15 protein-coding genes and 2 pseudogenes are annotated in these 15,688 nt (G+C 66.4%); 10 read left to right on the plus strand and 7 right to left on the minus strand.

Annotation, left to right across the window (positions count from 1 at the left end):
- Window positions 1-67 precede the first annotated feature (67 nt).
- The 5 genes and pseudogenes from F6X51_RS26770 to F6X51_RS26785 all read left to right on the plus strand — a co-directional run bounded on the left by F6X51_RS26770 (window position 68) and on the right by F6X51_RS26785 (window position 6,531).
- Entirely contained in the window at window positions 68-541 is a 474-nt protein-coding gene (locus F6X51_RS26770; protein ID WP_150966995.1) for a hypothetical protein, read from the plus strand.
- Window positions 541-3,657 (plus strand): annotated as a pseudogene (locus tag F6X51_RS29185) (site-specific DNA-methyltransferase). The gene F6X51_RS26770 and the pseudogene F6X51_RS29185 overlap by 1 nt, the downstream one beginning before the upstream one ends.
- A 3-nt stretch (window positions 3,658-3,660) precedes the next feature.
- Complete coding sequence (locus tag F6X51_RS28805; protein WP_246697022.1) at window positions 3,661-4,071, plus strand: hypothetical protein; 411 nt, start codon at window positions 3,661-3,663, stop codon at window positions 4,069-4,071.
- Complete coding sequence (locus F6X51_RS28810; RefSeq protein ID WP_246697019.1) at window positions 3,959-4,462, plus strand: DUF429 domain-containing protein; 504 nt, start codon at window positions 3,959-3,961, stop codon at window positions 4,460-4,462. The genes F6X51_RS28805 and F6X51_RS28810 overlap by 113 nt, the downstream gene beginning before the upstream one ends.
- Window positions 4,463-4,467: 5 nt before the next feature.
- Window positions 4,468-6,531: a 3'-5' exonuclease gene (locus F6X51_RS26785; protein ID WP_150966997.1), complete on the plus strand. Its 2,064-nt coding sequence runs from the start codon at window positions 4,468-4,470 to the stop codon at window positions 6,529-6,531.
- A 345-nt stretch (window positions 6,532-6,876) separates the two neighbouring features.
- Here F6X51_RS26785 and F6X51_RS26790 read toward each other — a convergent pair whose 3' ends face one another.
- From F6X51_RS26790 to F6X51_RS26800, 3 genes are all read right to left on the minus strand, one after another.
- Window positions 6,877-7,209 (minus strand): hypothetical protein, encoded by a 333-nt coding sequence (locus tag F6X51_RS26790; RefSeq protein ID WP_150966999.1) that lies wholly within the window; start codon window positions 7,207-7,209, stop codon window positions 6,877-6,879.
- A 735-nt stretch (window positions 7,210-7,944) separates the two neighbouring features.
- A complete protein-coding gene (locus tag F6X51_RS26795) occupies window positions 7,945-8,181 on the minus strand; it encodes a hypothetical protein (RefSeq protein WP_150967001.1) in 237 nt (78 codons plus the stop codon).
- A gap of 171 nt (window positions 8,182-8,352) precedes the next feature.
- The gene (locus F6X51_RS26800) at window positions 8,353-8,562 is read right to left on the minus strand and encodes a cold-shock protein (RefSeq protein ID WP_150967003.1); all 210 of its coding nucleotides are present in this window, start codon (window positions 8,560-8,562) and stop codon (window positions 8,353-8,355) included.
- A 751-nt stretch (window positions 8,563-9,313) separates the two neighbouring features.
- Between F6X51_RS26800 and F6X51_RS26805 the strand changes: the two genes are divergently transcribed.
- Window positions 9,314-9,712, plus strand: coding sequence for a DoxX family protein (locus F6X51_RS26805; protein WP_150967005.1), 399 nt, complete (start codon window positions 9,314-9,316; stop codon window positions 9,710-9,712).
- On the opposite strand, the gene F6X51_RS26810 is transcribed toward F6X51_RS26805, so the two are convergent.
- From F6X51_RS26810 to F6X51_RS28275, 3 genes are all read right to left on the minus strand, one after another.
- Window positions 9,687-10,871, minus strand: coding sequence for an amidohydrolase family protein (locus F6X51_RS26810; RefSeq protein WP_150967007.1), 1,185 nt, complete (start codon window positions 10,869-10,871; stop codon window positions 9,687-9,689). The genes F6X51_RS26805 and F6X51_RS26810 overlap by 26 nt on opposite strands.
- Entirely contained in the window at window positions 10,868-11,992 is a 1,125-nt protein-coding gene (locus tag F6X51_RS26815; protein ID WP_150967009.1) for an NHL repeat-containing protein, read from the minus strand. Before F6X51_RS26815 ends, F6X51_RS26810 begins: the two co-directional genes overlap by 4 nt.
- Before the next feature lie 243 nt (window positions 11,993-12,235).
- Window positions 12,236-12,385 (minus strand): hypothetical protein, encoded by a 150-nt coding sequence (locus F6X51_RS28275; protein WP_191970296.1) that lies wholly within the window; start codon window positions 12,383-12,385, stop codon window positions 12,236-12,238.
- Between the two features lie 686 nt (window positions 12,386-13,071).
- Between F6X51_RS28275 and F6X51_RS29155 the strand changes: the two genes are divergently transcribed.
- From F6X51_RS29155 to F6X51_RS26825, 3 genes are all read left to right on the plus strand, one after another.
- A complete protein-coding gene (locus F6X51_RS29155; RefSeq protein ID WP_246697020.1) occupies window positions 13,072-13,176 on the plus strand; it encodes a NepR family anti-sigma factor in 105 nt (34 codons plus the stop codon).
- A complete protein-coding gene (locus F6X51_RS26820; protein ID WP_210250350.1) occupies window positions 13,176-13,751 on the plus strand; it encodes a sigma-70 family RNA polymerase sigma factor in 576 nt (191 codons plus the stop codon). Before F6X51_RS29155 ends, F6X51_RS26820 begins: the two co-directional genes overlap by 1 nt.
- Before the next feature lie 86 nt (window positions 13,752-13,837).
- Entirely contained in the window at window positions 13,838-14,890 is a 1,053-nt protein-coding gene (locus F6X51_RS26825) for a cytochrome-c peroxidase (protein ID WP_150967011.1), read from the plus strand.
- A gap of 74 nt (window positions 14,891-14,964) precedes the next feature.
- Here the strand turns inward: F6X51_RS26825 and F6X51_RS28285 are convergent, their stop codons facing one another.
- Window positions 14,965-15,126, minus strand: coding sequence for a hypothetical protein (locus tag F6X51_RS28285; RefSeq protein ID WP_191970298.1), 162 nt, complete (start codon window positions 15,124-15,126; stop codon window positions 14,965-14,967).
- Between the two features lie 347 nt (window positions 15,127-15,473).
- Between F6X51_RS28285 and F6X51_RS26830 the strand changes: the two are divergent.
- Window positions 15,474-15,688 (plus strand): annotated as a pseudogene (locus tag F6X51_RS26830) (hypothetical protein); the annotation flags it as partial.

Below are 15,688 nucleotides of genomic sequence, written 5' to 3' on the forward strand. Positions count from 1 at the left end.
TGTCCTGGGGGGCCCGTTTGGACGCCGATCACCCCGAAAACGGGGTCCTTATTCCACGCCTAATCACATGCTGGAGCGGCCGAATGACTGGGAGAAGCGCCTCCAGGAGGCGGCGCGGGAGGGGAGCGAGCGCGGTCCCGCGGGCGAGGCGCGCCACGCCTTCTGGTCCGCCTACTGCGCCGAGATCCCCGCCGAGGCGGCCCGTGGTAGGCCGAGCGGCGCCATCCAGCGCTGGGCCTTGGTCGGTGACACTGGCCTCGTCCTGTCGCGCTTTGTCGCCGAGCGCTACGCGGGGATCTGCGTGCGCGGGCCGCGCGGGGCCGTGACTGCCGAAATCGCGGAACGCCTGGAGCCGGTCCAGGACGCACTGGCCCAGCGGCTCGGCGTGCCGTTCGACCCGCGCGCCGCCTACCTACTCATGAAGACCGTCGACGGGAGCTACGCGGCGGCCGGCGACCGCGCCCGGCTGATCGCGTGGCTCGCCGCCGAGACCAACCTCTACGCCGCCGCGATCACTGACATCCTGGGAGACACACTGTAATGGCGCGCGGACCAGCCCGCAGCACGGCCAAATCCGTCGAGACCCTCACGCACGACGAGGCCGCGCGGAAGAACATTCCCACCGCCGAGTTGCAGAGCTTCGCCGAGGCCGAGGAGGTGATCACCGGCTTCGCGCCCGAATCCTATCCCCGCGCCCGGCCGCTGCCGAAGGGCGAGACGCGACCGCGCGACCCGGATCTCGACCCGCAGATCGTCTGGAACGGCGCCCGTATCAAGCTCACCCCGGAACAGGTGCGGGCGCTCGTGGAGACCGGCGAGACTGCGATCGGCGACGCGCAACTCGTCTGGCGCGGCAAGGACCAGCAGGACTGGTCCGACCTCATCATCCAGGCGCCACCCCTCTACATCCAGGAGAAGATCCACCCGAAGGTGATCATCGACGACTTGCGCCACGCCGATAGCCGCCCGTCCGAGGATGACGCGCCCGACCTGTTCTCCGATTTTAACGGCCTCGACCCGGAGGCGCGCACCGAGTTCTACGCCCACGACCAGCACTGGTCGAACCGAATGATCCTAGGCGACTCGCTCCTAGTCATGGCTTCGCTCGCGCAACGCGAGGGGCTGAAGGGGCAGGTGCAGTGCATCTATTTCGACCCACCCTACGGCATCAAATTCAACTCCAACTGGCAGGTCTCGACGCAATCACGTGACGTCAAGGACGGCAAGCAGACGGACATCTCTCGTGAGCCTGAGCAGGTGAAAGCGTTCCGCGACACCTGGAAGGATGGCATCCACTCGTATCTCACCTACCTGCGCGATCGGCTTACCGTAGCGCGAGAGCTGTTAGCCGAAAGCGGGTCGATCTTTGTGCAGATCGGCGATGAGAACGTGCATCGCGTGCGAGCAGTGATGGATGAGGTATTCGGCTCAGGAAATTATCTCGCGCTTATTGCTTTCACAAAAACATCTGGTTCGACAAGGGATTTCTTGGGAGGAACTTTCGATTACGTTATTCTGTATGCGAAGAATAAACCTGCCGCAAAATTTCGCTCGATATATAAGTTGAAAGCCGTAGGGGCTGCGGGCGCCTCGGGATACGGGTTTTTGCAAGAGAATGACGGCTCACGCCGGCCTCTGTCTGCTGAGGAGAAACAAAATCCAGGTAGCATCCAAGGCCGAGTATTGACACGTGATAATCTTACAAGCCAAAGTATTGGACGTGAAAAAGGCGAAGGTGCGGCAAGTTGATTTCCAGTGGAAGTTGCGGTACGTAAATTTCTTCCGTCCGAGAAGGGGCGTTGGAAGACAAACCAGAAAGGAATGCAGCGACTTCAAAAATCAGACAGGCTAATACCTGCCGGGAATACGTTGCGATATGTTAGATTTATTGATGATTTTGCCGCTTATCCAATTTCAGATTTCTGGTCAGACACGTCGGTTGCTGGATTTTCATCCGACAAGCGGTATGTCGTTGAAACTTCGACCAAGGTGGTCGAACGCTGTATTCTAATGGCAACCGATCCTGGCGACCTCGTCCTGGACCCTACCTGCGGCTCAGGCACCACCGCCACGGTCGCCGAGCAGTGGGGCCGGCGCTGGATCACCATCGACACGAGCCGCGTCGCCCTGGCGCTCACCCGCACGCGCCTGATGTCGGCCCGCTACCCCTATTACCTGCTCGCCGACAGCCCCGAAGGCCGGGCCAAGGAGCAGGCGGTCTCGGGGCGCCCGCAACCGCAGAGCGCGGCTTACGGCGACATCCGCCAGGGCTTCGTCTACGAGCGAGCGCCGCACGTCACCCTCAAGTCAATCGCCAACAACGCCGAGATCGACGTGATCTGGGAGCGGTGGCAGGCGACGTTGGAGCCTTTGCGCGAGGAGCTAAACACGCTGCTCGAGACAGAGTGGGAGGAGTGGCAGGTCCCGCGCCAGGCCGAGCGCACTTGGAACGCGGAGTTCCAGGCGCTGCACGCCCGCGCAAAGGACCCGCGGCAGCCGTCGCAGGTCCGGCAGCGCGCCGTCGATCGGATGAACGCCGAGTGGGATTGGGACTACACGCTCGACACATTACCCGAGCGCCCGGTGGACGCGCTGGACGAGCATTACCCGGACGCCGTCTCGATCCACGCCGCGTGGTGGGAGGCGAGGATCGCTCGCCAGCGCGAGATCGACGCCTCGATCGCGCGGGCGGCCGAAGTGGAGATGCTCTACGACCGGCCCTACGCCGACGCGTCGAAAGTCCGGGTAACTGGCCCGTTCACGGTCGAGAGCCTCTCGCCCCACCGCATCATTCCTTCGGACAGCCTCGACCTCGATGAGGAGTTTGAGGTGCCGGATGGGCGCTGGACGCAATCGCGGGCTGGCGCGCCGACGCATGACTTTTCTGCGATGGTGCTGGAGAACCTCGCCGCCGCAGGTGTGCAGGGCCGCGACCGGGCCGACCGGGTGCGCTTCACCATGCTCCAACCCTGGCCCGGCCGCTTCATCGGCGCCGAGGGGCGGTTCGTCGAGGGCGCAAGCGGGGATGATCCCGGAATCACGCGCCGCGCCGCTATCCTCATAGGCCCTGAGTTCGGCACGCTGTCGCGCCCCGACCTCGTCGCTGCCGCCCGCGAGGCCACGGAGGCCCGCTTCGACGTGCTGGTGGCCTGCGCCTTCGCCTACGACGCGCATGCGAGCGAGCTGACCAAGCTTGGGCCGCTGCCGATCCTGCAGGCCAAGATGAATCCCGACCTGCACATGGCCGACGATCTCAAGACCACGGGCAAGGGCAACCTGTTCGTGGTGTTCGGCGAACCCGACATCGAGATCCGCCGCCTCGACGGCGATCGCTTGGAGGTGGAGGTGAAGGGCATCGACGTGTTCGACCCCAACACCGGCGACGTGCGCTCCAACGACACCTCGGGCATCGCCGCGTGGTTCGTCGACACGGACTACGACGAGGAGAGCTTCTTCGTCCGCCACGCCTACTTCCTCGGCGCGAACGACCCCTACAAGTCGCTCAAGACCGCGCTGAAGGCCGAGATCGACGAGGATGCCTGGGCGACGCTCTACCGGGTAACCAGCCGACCGTTCCCACGGCCGCGCACGGGGCGTATCGCCGTGAAGGTTATCAACCACTTCGGAGACGAGGTGATGAAGGTCTATGGGGTGTAGCGGGTGAACAGGGCCGTCCTCGGTATCGATGCGGCCTGGACGCCGGACCGGCCGAGCGGCGTTGCCTTGGCGGCCGAACGGGGCGGCCAATGGCATCTCGTCTCGGTCGCGCCGTCCTACGAGCGGTTCATGGCGCCGGCGGAAGCGAGCGAGTCCGCGCCTGCTGGCGTGAAAGGCTCGCTGCCTGACCCTGCTCGGCTGTTGCAAGCCGCAAGATCGTGGTGCGAATGCCCCATCGACGTCGTCGCCGTCGACATCCCGCTATCCCACGAGCTGATCACAGGACGACGAACGTCAGACGATGCGGTTTCTCGGGCCTACAGCGCGAGCTGGTGCACGACGCACACGCCGAGCGCTGCGAGACCGGGGGCGATTGCCGATCGTCTCAAGGACGCGTTCGCAGGCGCCGGCTAACCCTCTGGCGACGCAACGTCTACACGAGCGCGCCCTGATCGAGGTCTATCCGCATCCCGCCTTAGTCGAGCTTGCGCGAGCGGAGAAGCGATTGCCCTACAAGGTGCAGAAGGCCGCGAAGTATTGGCCCGGCCGTGACGCCGCAGAGAGACGGGCCTCGCTTCTCGAGACCTGGGAGAAGATCGTCGACCTGCTCGACAAAGAGGTCGCCGGCACACGGGCCGCTCTCGGGTCACCGAACCTTTTAAACAGGGCCCGCGACCTGAAATCGTGGGAGGACATGCTCGACGCGATCGTCTGCGCTTGGGTCGGCATCACTGCTTTGAAAGGGCAGGCGGTGCCGCACGGCGACGACGTTTCGGCGATCTGGATTCCGAGTCGCAAGGAGTAGCTCTGGTGGAATTCCGTATCGCCGACACCTTCACCGTCGCCCTCGCCCGCCTGCCCGCCCAGGAGCAGAAGGCGGTGAAGACCTCGGCCTTCGACATGCAGCTCGATCCCTCGAGCCCGGGCCTACAGTTCCACCGGATCGAGGCGGCACGGGACCCGAATTTCTGGTCGGTGCGCGTCAACCGGGACATTCGCATCATCGTTCACCGCACCACCGGCAGCCTGCTGCTCGCCTATGTCGACCACCACGACAAGGCCTATGCCTGGGCCGAGCGGCGGCGCATCGAGGTTCATCCGCGCACCGGCGCCGTGCAGATCGTCGAATCGCGAGAGCGCGTCGAGGAAGCCGCGCCCGCCCTGTTTGCGAAGGCCGAGCCCAAAAGTCTTAAGGCAGAACCCACCCTGTTTGACGCGCTCCAGCCCGACGACCTACTTGGCGTCGGCGTGCCCGAGGACTGGATCGAGCCGGTGCGCGCGGCCACCGAGGCGCGTTTCTTCGATCTCGCCGCGCACCTGCCAGCCGAGGCTGCCGAGGCGCTTCTCGAATACGCGGCCACTGGGCGCCTTCCGAAGCCTGTCGAGCCGGCGGCCGACCCCTTCGCGCACCCGGACGCGCAGCGCCGCTTCCGCGTGATTGAGGACATCGATGCGTTGCGGGCCGCGCTCGACGCGCCTTGGGAGCGTTGGTCGGTCTTCCTGCACCCGTCCCAGGTCGGAGTGATCACGAAGACCTATGGCGGCCCCGCACGGGTCGCTGGCTCAGCCGGCACCGGCAAGACCGTCGTGGCTGTGCACCGCGCCGTGCGGCTCGCCCGCGCCGACGCGCAGGCAAGGGTGCTGCTCACTACCTTCTCGAAGCCGCTCGCCGACGCGCTCCAGCGCAAGGTTGGCATCCTCATCGCGGCCGAGCCGGGAGCGCATGGCCGGATCACTGTCGCGCCCTGGGATGGGCTGGCGGACGAGCTGCACCAACTCGTCCACGCGCGCCGGCCCCGGGTTGCCACACTGGCGCAGATCCGGGCGGTCCTCGTCGAGGCTGCGGGCGGGACCGCCGTGTGGTCCGAGCGGTTCCTGGTGAGTGAGTTCCGCCACGTGGTCGACGCGTGGCAGGTCGCCGACGAGCCCGCCTATGCCGATACGCCTCGTCCCGGCCGCCGCAGCCGACTCGGTGCCAAGCAACGCGCCTCCCTCTGGCCGATCTTCACATTGGCCCGCGCCCGCCTCGCCGCCCAGGGTCTCGCGACCTGGGCGGGCGTGTTCAGTGACCTCGCGGCGCATTACGGCACGTCCGCGTCGCGGCCCTTCACACACGTCGTCGTGGACGAGGCGCAAGACCTAGGAGTGCCTGAGCTGCGCTTCCTGCGCGCCCTTGCGCCCGAAGGCGACGACCGCCTATTCTTCGCGGGCGACCTCGGCCAGCGCATCTTCCAGCCGCCGTTCTCGTGGAAGGCGCTGGGCGTCGACGTGCGCGGACGCTCGACCACGCTCAAGGTGAACTACCGCACCTCGCACCAGATTCGCGAGACCGCCGACCGCCTGCTCCCCGGTGCCGTCCAGGACATGGACGGGCGCGAGGAGGCGCGGAAGGGCACCGTCTCGGTGTTCGACGGACCGCGCCCGCAGGTGCTGAAGCTCGCCGACGAGGCTGCCGAGCGCGAGGAGATCCTGAGCTTCCTAGCTGCGGCCAGAGCGGACGGCATCGCACCTGACGAGATTGGCCTATTCGTTCGCAGCCGCGCTCAGCTCGATCGCGCCCGCGCCGTCGCCCAGGCGGCCGGCCTCATGCCTGTCGAGCCGGGGGACGCGCCGAGCACTGCGGGCGAAAGCGTGACCGTCGGCACAATGCACTTGGCCAAGGGTTTGGAGTTCAAAGCTGTGGCTGTGCTCGCCTGCGATGACGGCGTGCTCCCGCTCCAGGAGCGCATCGACACGGTCAGCGACGAGGCTGAGCTAGAGGAGGTCTACGAGACCGAGCGGCACCTGCTCTACGTCGCGAGCACGCGCGCGCGAGATCGCCTGCTGATCACCGGCGTGCGTCCCGGCTCCGAGTTCCTCGACGACATGGGGTGATCGGGCAGTTCGAGGTGACTAGGGCGCTCAATCGGAGCGCTGTGGCGTAGCACCCGCAGTCCAAGTCCCGGTGGGAATCTGCGGGTTACAAAAAGCCGGCGTTCCAATGTTACAAATGTTCTTATTTTCCTAGCGCTTCTCGTTGCTTTTGTTCACTAATTCCTCAAAATTTAGAATTCGATCCTCTCCACCGGCACCAGACTTTTTGATTTTCGGTCTAATATGCTGCGTTTCTGCAAGGACTTGGGGTGGCTGACAGCCCCATAACCGTCCTACGGCATACGCTTGGCCGTCTACCCCTGAGAAGGCTCGAAGAGCGGGATAACGATCTCGGGTAAAACCTCGTCACAATGTCGGAAGGCCAAGCCGGATACGCCAGGCTTGGACTTCGCGACGAACATGGGGATTTTTGATGAAGGTCGGCTGCTGCACGGCATCGGCGATCTCACGAGAGGGATAGACAAGCTTCTTTCGCGCGTCATAAACAACGTGTATCGGCAAGGAGCCTTCCCCAGCAAACATATCGATCGCCGCTCTCGCGAGGGAGCTATGTAGCGCTGCCGGATTTTCGATCGCGCGGATCACGATCGAGACTTGCTCAAAGGGATCGCATGGCAACGCAACTCGATCCATCGAGATCAGAAGACCGCATCTGTCGGGCCGCATCGCATCGGGCAATTCTCCAATCCTACGCCACAAGCAGAACCATGTTCGACAGCCAGCAGGGCGTACATCGTGAATGTCGCAACCGCAACCCGTGCTATGTCGACACAAAACATCGGCATCTTTCTTGAAATCCGGCCAATCGATTTCAAGTGATTTGCAGCATACGGCGCACTCGCCACACGCCCGACCGGGCACAAGGTTCGAAGGATGAGTGGTTTGTGTGCGTAATTCTTGGTGATCGTTTCTCACGGCCGTCGTATGCAAATCAACCTCGGGGACGCGAAAGCATCCAGCCCTCTCGTGGGTGGATTGCCGGAAGGCGAATTCGGTCGATAAATCTATCGTTGTCGGTTGTTTGTCTTGCACCCGCGCGCGGTCGCCTCACGCGATGCCGATGACGTCATCCAAGGACGATACTTTGAACGAACGTGCTGCTGAGAGATCGACGCGAAATGGATTTGCGCGAAAACTCATCGGTGGCCACTGACGGTGTTGTGAGCCTCAGCTCCCAATCGACACATTGCCAGAACGTTTACAGCGTCTGACGAAGACGCTGACAAGCGTTGTCTCGCGCGTCTTGCGAACCGATTTGCTTGCAAACGCACAAGCCCCTGGTTCGACGAGCTGGCGACAGGTCTTTCGCCTATTTCAAGAGGCCAGTGGGAGTTGGATCTCCCAAATCCAGCGACGGCCCGCTCTCGATGCTGCGCTGTGACGGCTGGCCATCGCTCGTTTGCGCGTTGGGGCTCAGACCGGATTGAGCTTCCGCTTCCGCTTCGGCACCAAGGCAGCCTGAGCGGCAACTTCGATTTCAGCGGCCTCCTTCGCGAGGCGTAGAACCTTCAAGCGTGCGGTCTTTTCATCCCGCGCCTGAAGGGCTTCGTCATGGTTGGCCCAGGCATCTGAACTCTCTTGAGCCCAGCGCTTCTTACGATCCGCGAGGGGCTCAAGGGCGCCTGGAATGTATCCCGCAAATTCAGCCATCAATCTTCTCCTTCATGCAATCCAGATCTCGGCGATATGGATCACGCGCCTCGCGGTCTGTCAGCCGACATCCATCGAGATGCGTGGCCTACGATTGCCTGCCGAGGGCCCTGAACAGCGAAGCCGCCCCTGACGGAGCGGCTTCGGTAAATCGCAGATGTCGGGTGGTCTTCAGGCGGATTGCAGGTTTGCCGCAGACTGCTTCCCGCTACGCTTGTCGGTCTCCAGCTCGTAGGAGACCTTCTGGCCTTCGACGAGGTTTCGCATGCCGGCGCGCTCGACAGCCGAGATATGCACGAAGGCGTCTGGGCCGCCGTTATCAGGCTGGATGAAGCCGAAGCCCTTGGTTTCGTTGAACCACTTCACAGTTCCGGTAGGCATAGATGTTTCCGTAGCTTAGTAGGCAAAAGGATATGCCAAGCGCATGCAAGAACGCGCTCGATCGCTCGTCGTCGAAATAAGGGAGAAATGCAGAGCGTGCACCCAAGCGGGGCAATGCAACCGATATCCGGCCAAAGATCGATTTCTAGCTATTAGCACGTTCATGGATTTTTTACAAACCGGCCCGGCACCACCAATTAAGTTTCAGGAATTTGCCCTTCGTGGATCGCAGGCGCGCTCGCCGGTGGGCGGCCGGCCCTTCGAGCGACGCCCTTCGGGCGAGGAGCAGGTCGAGCGCGTCGGCCGCCACCGTACGGGTCGCCTCCCGCCGCGCGGCGGCGGTCAGGATGGAGATGGGTTCGCGGCCGCCTCCCGGCCGCGCATGAGACGGGACCGGCGACCTCGCCCGGTCGCAGAACCTGCGCATCGATGGATCCGAGCAGTCCGGGCAGGGACCTCGGCAATGCACGATCAGGCACCGTGCGCGCGTCGCGGCGGTCTGGAGCGAAGCCGGACCGTTCGGCCACGATCAACCCGGCGCGCAGGCGCTCGCGCGGAGGGCGGTCTCGCCGACGGCGTGCGGGGAATCCGGGACGGCGATGATGATCGGCGGGGCGGCGCCTCAGGCGGGGCGGTGACGAGCGGCCGAAGCCGACGAAACAGACGACGCAATCCGCATGAGATCCTCCTCCCCTAGAAGGCTGCGCGACGCTGGCCGCGCCACGGCCGCGGCAGCAAGGGGACGAGACCGATGACGAGCACGCGCATGGGATGGCAGATCGGCGGCAGGGTGCTGCGCGGCCTGCTCACCGCCTTCTTCCTCGTGGCCGCGGGCATGAAGTTCGCGGCGGTCGCGTTCGAGGTCTCGGGCTTCGCCCGCTTCGGATACCCGCTCGGGTTCATGTACGCGGTCGGCGCGGCGCAGCTCGTCGGCGCGGTCCTGCTCTGGGTCCGCGGCTACGTCGCGCATGGCGCGCTCCTGCTCGCCGCCATCATGGCGGGCGCCGTCGCCAGCCACCTGCGTGCGGGCGATCCGCTCCTGATGCCGGTGCCGGCCTTCGTTCTCATGATCCTCCTCGCCGGCCTCGCCTACGCACGACGGAACGAGCTGAGCGCGGTCGCGCCTAGGGCATCAACCCTGCTGCGCTGAGATGGGCGGCGAGTCGCGGATAGACCCGGCGGGCGGTGCCGGCGTAGAGCTTCGCCCGGTCCTCATCCGAGATCGCCGCGGCCTCGATGTAGCGCTTGGTGTCGTCGTAGGCGTGGCCGGTCTCGGGATCGATCCCGTTGACCGCCCCCACCATCTCGGAGGCGAACAGCACGTTGTCGGCCGGAACGACCTTGAGCAGCAGGTCGATGCCGGCCTGATGGTAGACACAGGTGTCGAAGTAGACGTTGCGCATCAGCTCCGACAGGGGCGGACGCTTCAGATCCTGCGCCAGCCCGCGATAGCGCCCCCAATGGTAGGGCACCGCGCCGCCGCCGTGCGGGAGGATCAGGCGCAGGGTCGGGAAGTCCTTGAACAGGTCGGAGGTGACGAACTGCATGAAGGCGGTGGTGTCGCCGTTGAGGTAATGCGCGCCCGTCGCGTGGAAGTTGCGGTTGGCCGAAGCGCTGACGTGGATCATGCCGGGCACGTCGAGTTCGACCATCTTCTCCCACAGGGGATACCAGTGCCGGTCGGACAAGGGCGGGTCGGTCCAGAAGCCGCCCGACGGGTCCGGGTTGACGTTGCAGCCGACGAAGCCGAGCTGCGTGACGCAGCGCTCGAGCTCAGCCGTGCAGTTGCGCGGCGACACGCCCGGCGTCTGCGGCAGCTGGCAGACGCCGACGAAATTGCGCGGCATCAGGCTCGCGACGCGGTGGATCATGTCGTTCGAGACGATCGACCAGTCGAGGCTGGTGCGGGCGTTGCCGAGATGATGCCCCATCCCGCCCGCCCGCGGCGAGAACAGGGCGAGCGAGATCCCGCGCTCGGCCTGGAGCTTGAGCTGGCGCGCGCTCACGCTCGCCCGCACCTCGTCGTCGCTGACCGTCAGGTCGGAGGGGGCGGGCGACTGGGCGGGATCGTTGATGGCGTCGATCTGGCGCTTGCGCCAGGCCAGCATGGCGGGCGGCTCCGTGGTGTAGTGCCCGTGGCAATCGATCACGAGGCCGGTGCCGCGGGGGCGGTCCGCCGACGGCCCCGCCGCGGCGGCGGCCGGGCGCGCGGCCACCGCGCTCGCCCCTGCCAGGCCCCGCAGGAAGCTCCGGCGCGGCAGGCAGCAGGGGCATCCGGCGCCCGCGGCGGGATCGGCCTCGGCGATCATCGCGCCTCCTCCGGCACGGCCGCGCGCTTGCGCAGCACCATGTCGCCCCGGAACAGGAACTTCTGCGCCCGCTTGCCGGTGTCGACCTCGGTGGTGAAGACATTGCCCCGCGAATCGACCGCGAGGTTGTGCACCCAGTGGAACTCGCCCGCCATGCGCCCGTTGCGGCCGAAGGCCCCCACCACCTCGCCGGTGTCGCGCCGGAGCGTGCGCACCTCGTTGTTGGCCCCGTCCGCGTTGAGCAGGTAGGTCTCGCCCGCGTCCGGCCAGAGCGCCAGCTCCCAGACCGAGCCGTTCGCCCGGGTGTTCTTCTCGACGAAGAACTCCTTCACAAAGGTCCCGTCCTTGCGGAAGACCTGGACCCGGTCGTTGGCGCGGTCGCAGACGTAGACGAGGCCGTCGCGGGCGATCTGGATGCAGTGGACCGGGTTGCGGAACTGCTGCGCCGGCGCGGCGGCCGGATCGTAGGGCGGCAACGCGTCGTCGGTCGGCGGCCGGCCGTAGGCGCCCCACATCCGCCGGAACGCGCCGGTCTCGGCGTCGAACACGATCACCCGGTGATTGAAGTAGCCGTCGGCGACGTAGAGCTCGTTCGTTTCGGGGTCGACCTGCATGGCGGCAGGCTTGCCGAGGCGCGCGGTGTCGAGGCTGTTCGTCTGTGCCCCGGGCTTGCCGATCTGCAGGACGAAGCGGCCCTCCGGCGTGAACTTCAGGACCTGCCCGTCCGCGTCGCCGTTGCCGGCGAGCCAGACGAAGCCCTTGTGGTCGATGTGGATGCCGTGCTCGTTCTGCGGCCAGTCGTAGCCCGCTCCCGGCCCGCCCCAGGATGCCACCAGCGCCCCGGCCTGGTCGAAGACGAGGACCGGGGGCGCGGGCTTGCAGCACTTCGTGCGCGGCGGGTCGAGGCTCGCGGCCTTCTCGTCGTCGGTCAGCGTGCGGGGGCGCTGGATCACCCAGACCCGGTCCTGCGCGTCGACCGCGACGCCGGCCGCCTGCCCCAGGATCCAGTCGTTCGGCAGGCGCTTCGGCCAGGTCGGGTCGACCTCGAAGCGCAGCGGCTCCTCGGCCATGGCCGAGCCCGCGAGGACAAGGGCGGCCAAAGCCGCCAGGCATCGCAGCATCCTGTTTCCTCCCTCGATCTGATTCTGGCGTGATCGCGGTTCCGGACGCGCATAGGACGCCCCCCGGCTGCGTGCGTCCAGTCCTTGGCTGAGGCGAGCCATGGACGGCGTGCGACGGTTGCCGACGGATGTCGTGCGGCGCTCATCCGCTTCGCCGCGTCCGCGGCGTGCAGGACCGGCGACGGGTGAGGAGGCCCCCTAAGCCGCACCGAGGCCTTCGCCGCGCAGGCCGACCAGCGCGGCTCAGATGCGGGCGCCCGGCTTCGGCTCCTTGGGTCCTGGCCAGGACCGCGCCGGTCGTGCCGTCGAAGGCGGCTCCTCGAAGATCGCCCGGTTCGTGGCGTTCGCGTCATGCGGCGGGTTGATCGTGACCCGCTCCAGGGGCTGCGCCATGCCGGCCAGGCCCCCGGCGACCACGGGTGCGAGCGGTACGAGATCCCCGGGACGTCCGGTCGGCTCGCGCGGGGCAGGGGACCCGCAGGCGCCGTTCCTGCAGGAACGCGTAGGGCGTCATGCCGTAGGTCGCGCGAAATCCGCGATTGAGCTTGGCGATGTTGAGACCGGTCCGCCGCGCGATCTCGGCGAGATCCGGCGCGACGTCGATCCGTTCGAGGAACAGGGCGCGGGGCCGCCGTCGTGGTCCGGCGAGGCCCTCATGCCCCGGGACGAGGGCCATCGGCTCGAGCGCCTTGGGCTCTGCGCCCACTGCGGCGTCGTTCACATGCGGTTCAAGTCTTGCGGCTCATGCAAGGAACCGTCAAGCTATTGGCGGCATCCAAGACTTCGCTGGTCTCGTGTATCACGGGATGCTGGCTGCATTCATCGGATTAAAATCTGATGAATGACGATTTCAGAACTCGTTAAATTCTTCATCGTTAGCACCGTGTCACACGGCGACCGGCGTCCTGCCTGCGAAGGCGTGGCGCGAGTGGATTCGTCGAGCCCTCCTTTGCCGAGTGGTGATGACGCGCGCATTCGATGACAGGCACGAGATCGGTCCGGGCGAGCCTAGGCCTGCGTCCCCGCCCCAGCCGCGGACGCGGCTCGATCCGGCCGCGCGACGGCGCATCGGCCAATGCTTGCGCGTTCTCTATGCGGACGTGCTGGCGCAGCCCCTGCCCGCCCGCTTCGAGACCCTGCTCGCCGATCTCGCTGCCCGGCAGATCATCGAGGAGTCCTCGTGATGATGCAGACAACCGCACCCCTGGGAACGCCGAGCGGCGCCGATGCCGAGATGCGCGACCTGCTCCTCGGCGCCATCCCGGCGCTTCGCGCCTTCGCCTTCTCGCTGACCTACGACCTCGATCGCAGCGACGACCTCGTGCAGGACACCCTCGTGCGCGCCTGGACCAAGGCCGACAGCTTCCGGCGCGGCACCAACCTCTACGCTTGGCTCTTCACGATCCTGCGCAACCTGTTCTACTCCGAGCAGCGCAAGCGCAAGCGCGAGGTCGAAGATGCCGACGGGGTGCTGGCCGGCCGGCTCACCTCGCTGCCCGAACAGGAAATCCGCGTCGAGATGCGGGAATTCCAGGACGCGCTCAATCTGCTGCCCTACAGCCAGCGCGAGGCGCTGGTGCTCGTCGGCGCCCAGAACTTCACCTACGAGGAGGCGGCCGAGATCTGCGGGGTTGCGGTCGGCACGGTCAAGAGCCGGGTCAGCCGTGCGCGCGTGCGGCTGATCGAGGCGCTCGGCATGAACGGGTGCGACGATATCGGCGCGGACGGGCTGACCCGCGCGGCCCTCGATCAGGCGTGAAACCCCGAGGGATCCGGCGATTCCGCAACGAAGAATTCACCGATCCGCAAGGTCTGCCGTCGTAGACGGGACGGGAGAGGTCGGTGATGGCGTGGAAGGTCGGCGGCGCAATCGCGCTGCTCCTAGTGCTGTTCGGGATGGCAGGCACGGCCGCGGTCGGGCCGGAGGCCGATCGTGCCGTGTCGCGCCAAGCCTACCGCGTACCGGCCGAGATCCCGTTCCCGGACGACAATCCCTACACGCCGGCCAAGGCGGAGCTCGGCCGCAGGCTGTTCTTCGACCCGATCCTGTCGGGCGATTACAGCCGGGCCTGCGTCAGCTGCCACGTGCCGGATCTCGGCTGGGCCGACGGCCGTGCGCGTGCCCTGTCCCGGCACGACGGCGTCATGGACCTGCGCACGCCGACCCTCCTCAACCTCGCATGGCAGGAGCGCCTCGGCTGGGACGGCAAGTTCCGCGACCTCGAGACCGTCGCCTTCCTGCCGATTACCGCGGCCGGCAATATGAACCTCTCCACGGTCGAGGCGTTGCGGCGCCTCACCGCGGATGCGAGCTACGCGAAGGCGTTCGCCGACGCCTTTGCCGACCCGGAAATCACCAAGGACCGGGTCGAGGACGCGCTCGCGACCTTCGAGCGTCTCATCGTCTCCGGACCGACGCCGTTCGACCGCTGGATCGCCGGTGACGAGACTGCCATCGACACGGCGGCCAAGCGCGGCTTCGACCTCTTCAACGGGAAGGCGCGCTGCGCCGCCTGCCACAGCGGCTGGTCCTTCACGGACGGCTCGTTCCACGACATCGGCACCGCGAAGGGTGCGGATATCGGCCGCGGCCGCTTCTTCCCGAATTCGCCGGCCCTGCTCTACGCCTTCAAGACCCCGGGCCTGCGCTCGGTGGCGGAGCGCGCGCCCTACATGCATGACGGTTCCCTCCCGACCCTCGAGGCGGTGGTCGACCTCTACGATCGCGGCGGGATCGAGCGTCCGAGCCGTTCCCCCGACATCCGCCCGCTCGGCCTCAGCGCGCGTGAGAAGGCCGACCTCCTCGCCTTCCTGCGGACCCTCTCGACGAAATCCGGCACCGTGCCGGCCATGGCGGAACTGCCGCCGATCGCGCCGCGCCCCAGCGCCGCCCGCTGATCGCACGCCGAGCCCGCGCCCCGCTGCGGGAAGCCGGCAGCCTGAGCCGATTCGGAAGATCCCTGGTCGATCGGTCAGCGGAAGAGCGGCAGTCCGGCGCCCAGCGCGGCGAAGCCGGCCACCAGAAGGAGGCCGCCGCAGGTCTCGAAGGCCGCCATGCGGTGAGCCGCGCGCGGCGCGAGCCCGGAGAGCAGCACGCCGAGGACGAGGCACGCCAAACTGATCAGTGCGGTCATGCTCGGTCGTCCATGCGCGGTGCCCGATGACGGGACGGGCGGTCATCCGCCCCGTCCCGGGCTGCCGGCGGGAGGCCGCAGCTTCAGATGATGCTAGCGGCCGATCCTTAAGCGAAGGTGCGTCCGGTCCCGCGGATTGCTCGGGTCGGCATCGACCCTGCCGTCGGCTGCGCGAAGGCTGCGGCGGTCCAGCATCGGTGGCGGTGCGGCCTCGATTTTAACGCTTCTGCCCGCAACCCACAGCGTTAACCTTCCGGTAAGATCCGTTAACAAACCGTTGGTCTCTCGTTCGCAACTGTACCTAAATGTCTCGGTAAGGATTGCTTACTTCCTGCTCCGAGGCCCCGATGGGTCAGTTCAAAATGAACCTCCGTCCGACCTTCCTCGCAACCGGCTTCGCCCTGCCGACGGCCCTCCTCGCCACGGAAGCGCAGGCTCACGTCAAGTGGTTCTGCGCCTTCGACGTCGCGGGCCAGCCGCGCGGCCTCGAGCAGGTGCTCTGCGCCGATTTCGAGTGGCTCGTCGCGGTGGCGCTCGTCTGCCTGATGTTCGGCTGCCTTGC

Origin of the sequence: Methylobacterium planeticum (genome assembly GCF_008806345.1) — a bacterium.
Classification (GTDB): Bacteria; Pseudomonadota; Alphaproteobacteria; order Rhizobiales; family Beijerinckiaceae; genus Methylobacterium; species Methylobacterium planeticum.

Coding starts and splice junctions, on each gene's coding strand:
- F6X51_RS26770 (WP_150966995.1), top strand. CDS start 68: ATGCTGGAGCGGCCGAATGACTGGGAGAAGCGCCTCCAGGAGGCGGCG.
- F6X51_RS28810 (WP_246697019.1), top strand. CDS start 3,959: ATGCGGTTTCTCGGGCCTACAGCGCGAGCTGGTGCACGACGCACACGC.
- F6X51_RS26795 (WP_150967001.1), bottom strand. CDS start 8,181: ATGGCTGAATTTGCGGGATACATTCCAGGCGCCCTTGAGCCCCTCGCG.
- F6X51_RS26800 (WP_150967003.1), bottom strand. CDS start 8,562: ATGCCTACCGGAACTGTGAAGTGGTTCAACGAAACCAAGGGCTTCGGC.
- F6X51_RS26805 (WP_150967005.1), top strand. CDS start 9,314: ATGACGAGCACGCGCATGGGATGGCAGATCGGCGGCAGGGTGCTGCGC.
- F6X51_RS26810 (WP_150967007.1), bottom strand. CDS start 10,871: ATGATCGCCGAGGCCGATCCCGCCGCGGGCGCCGGATGCCCCTGCTGC.
- F6X51_RS26815 (WP_150967009.1), bottom strand. CDS start 11,992: ATGCTGCGATGCCTGGCGGCTTTGGCCGCCCTTGTCCTCGCGGGCTCG.
- F6X51_RS28275 (WP_191970296.1), bottom strand. CDS start 12,385: ATGGCGCAGCCCCTGGAGCGGGTCACGATCAACCCGCCGCATGACGCG.
- F6X51_RS26820 (WP_210250350.1), top strand. CDS start 13,176: ATGATGCAGACAACCGCACCCCTGGGAACGCCGAGCGGCGCCGATGCC.
- F6X51_RS26825 (WP_150967011.1), top strand. CDS start 13,838: ATGGCGTGGAAGGTCGGCGGCGCAATCGCGCTGCTCCTAGTGCTGTTC.
- F6X51_RS28285 (WP_191970298.1), bottom strand. CDS start 15,126: ATGACCGCACTGATCAGTTTGGCGTGCCTCGTCCTCGGCGTGCTGCTC.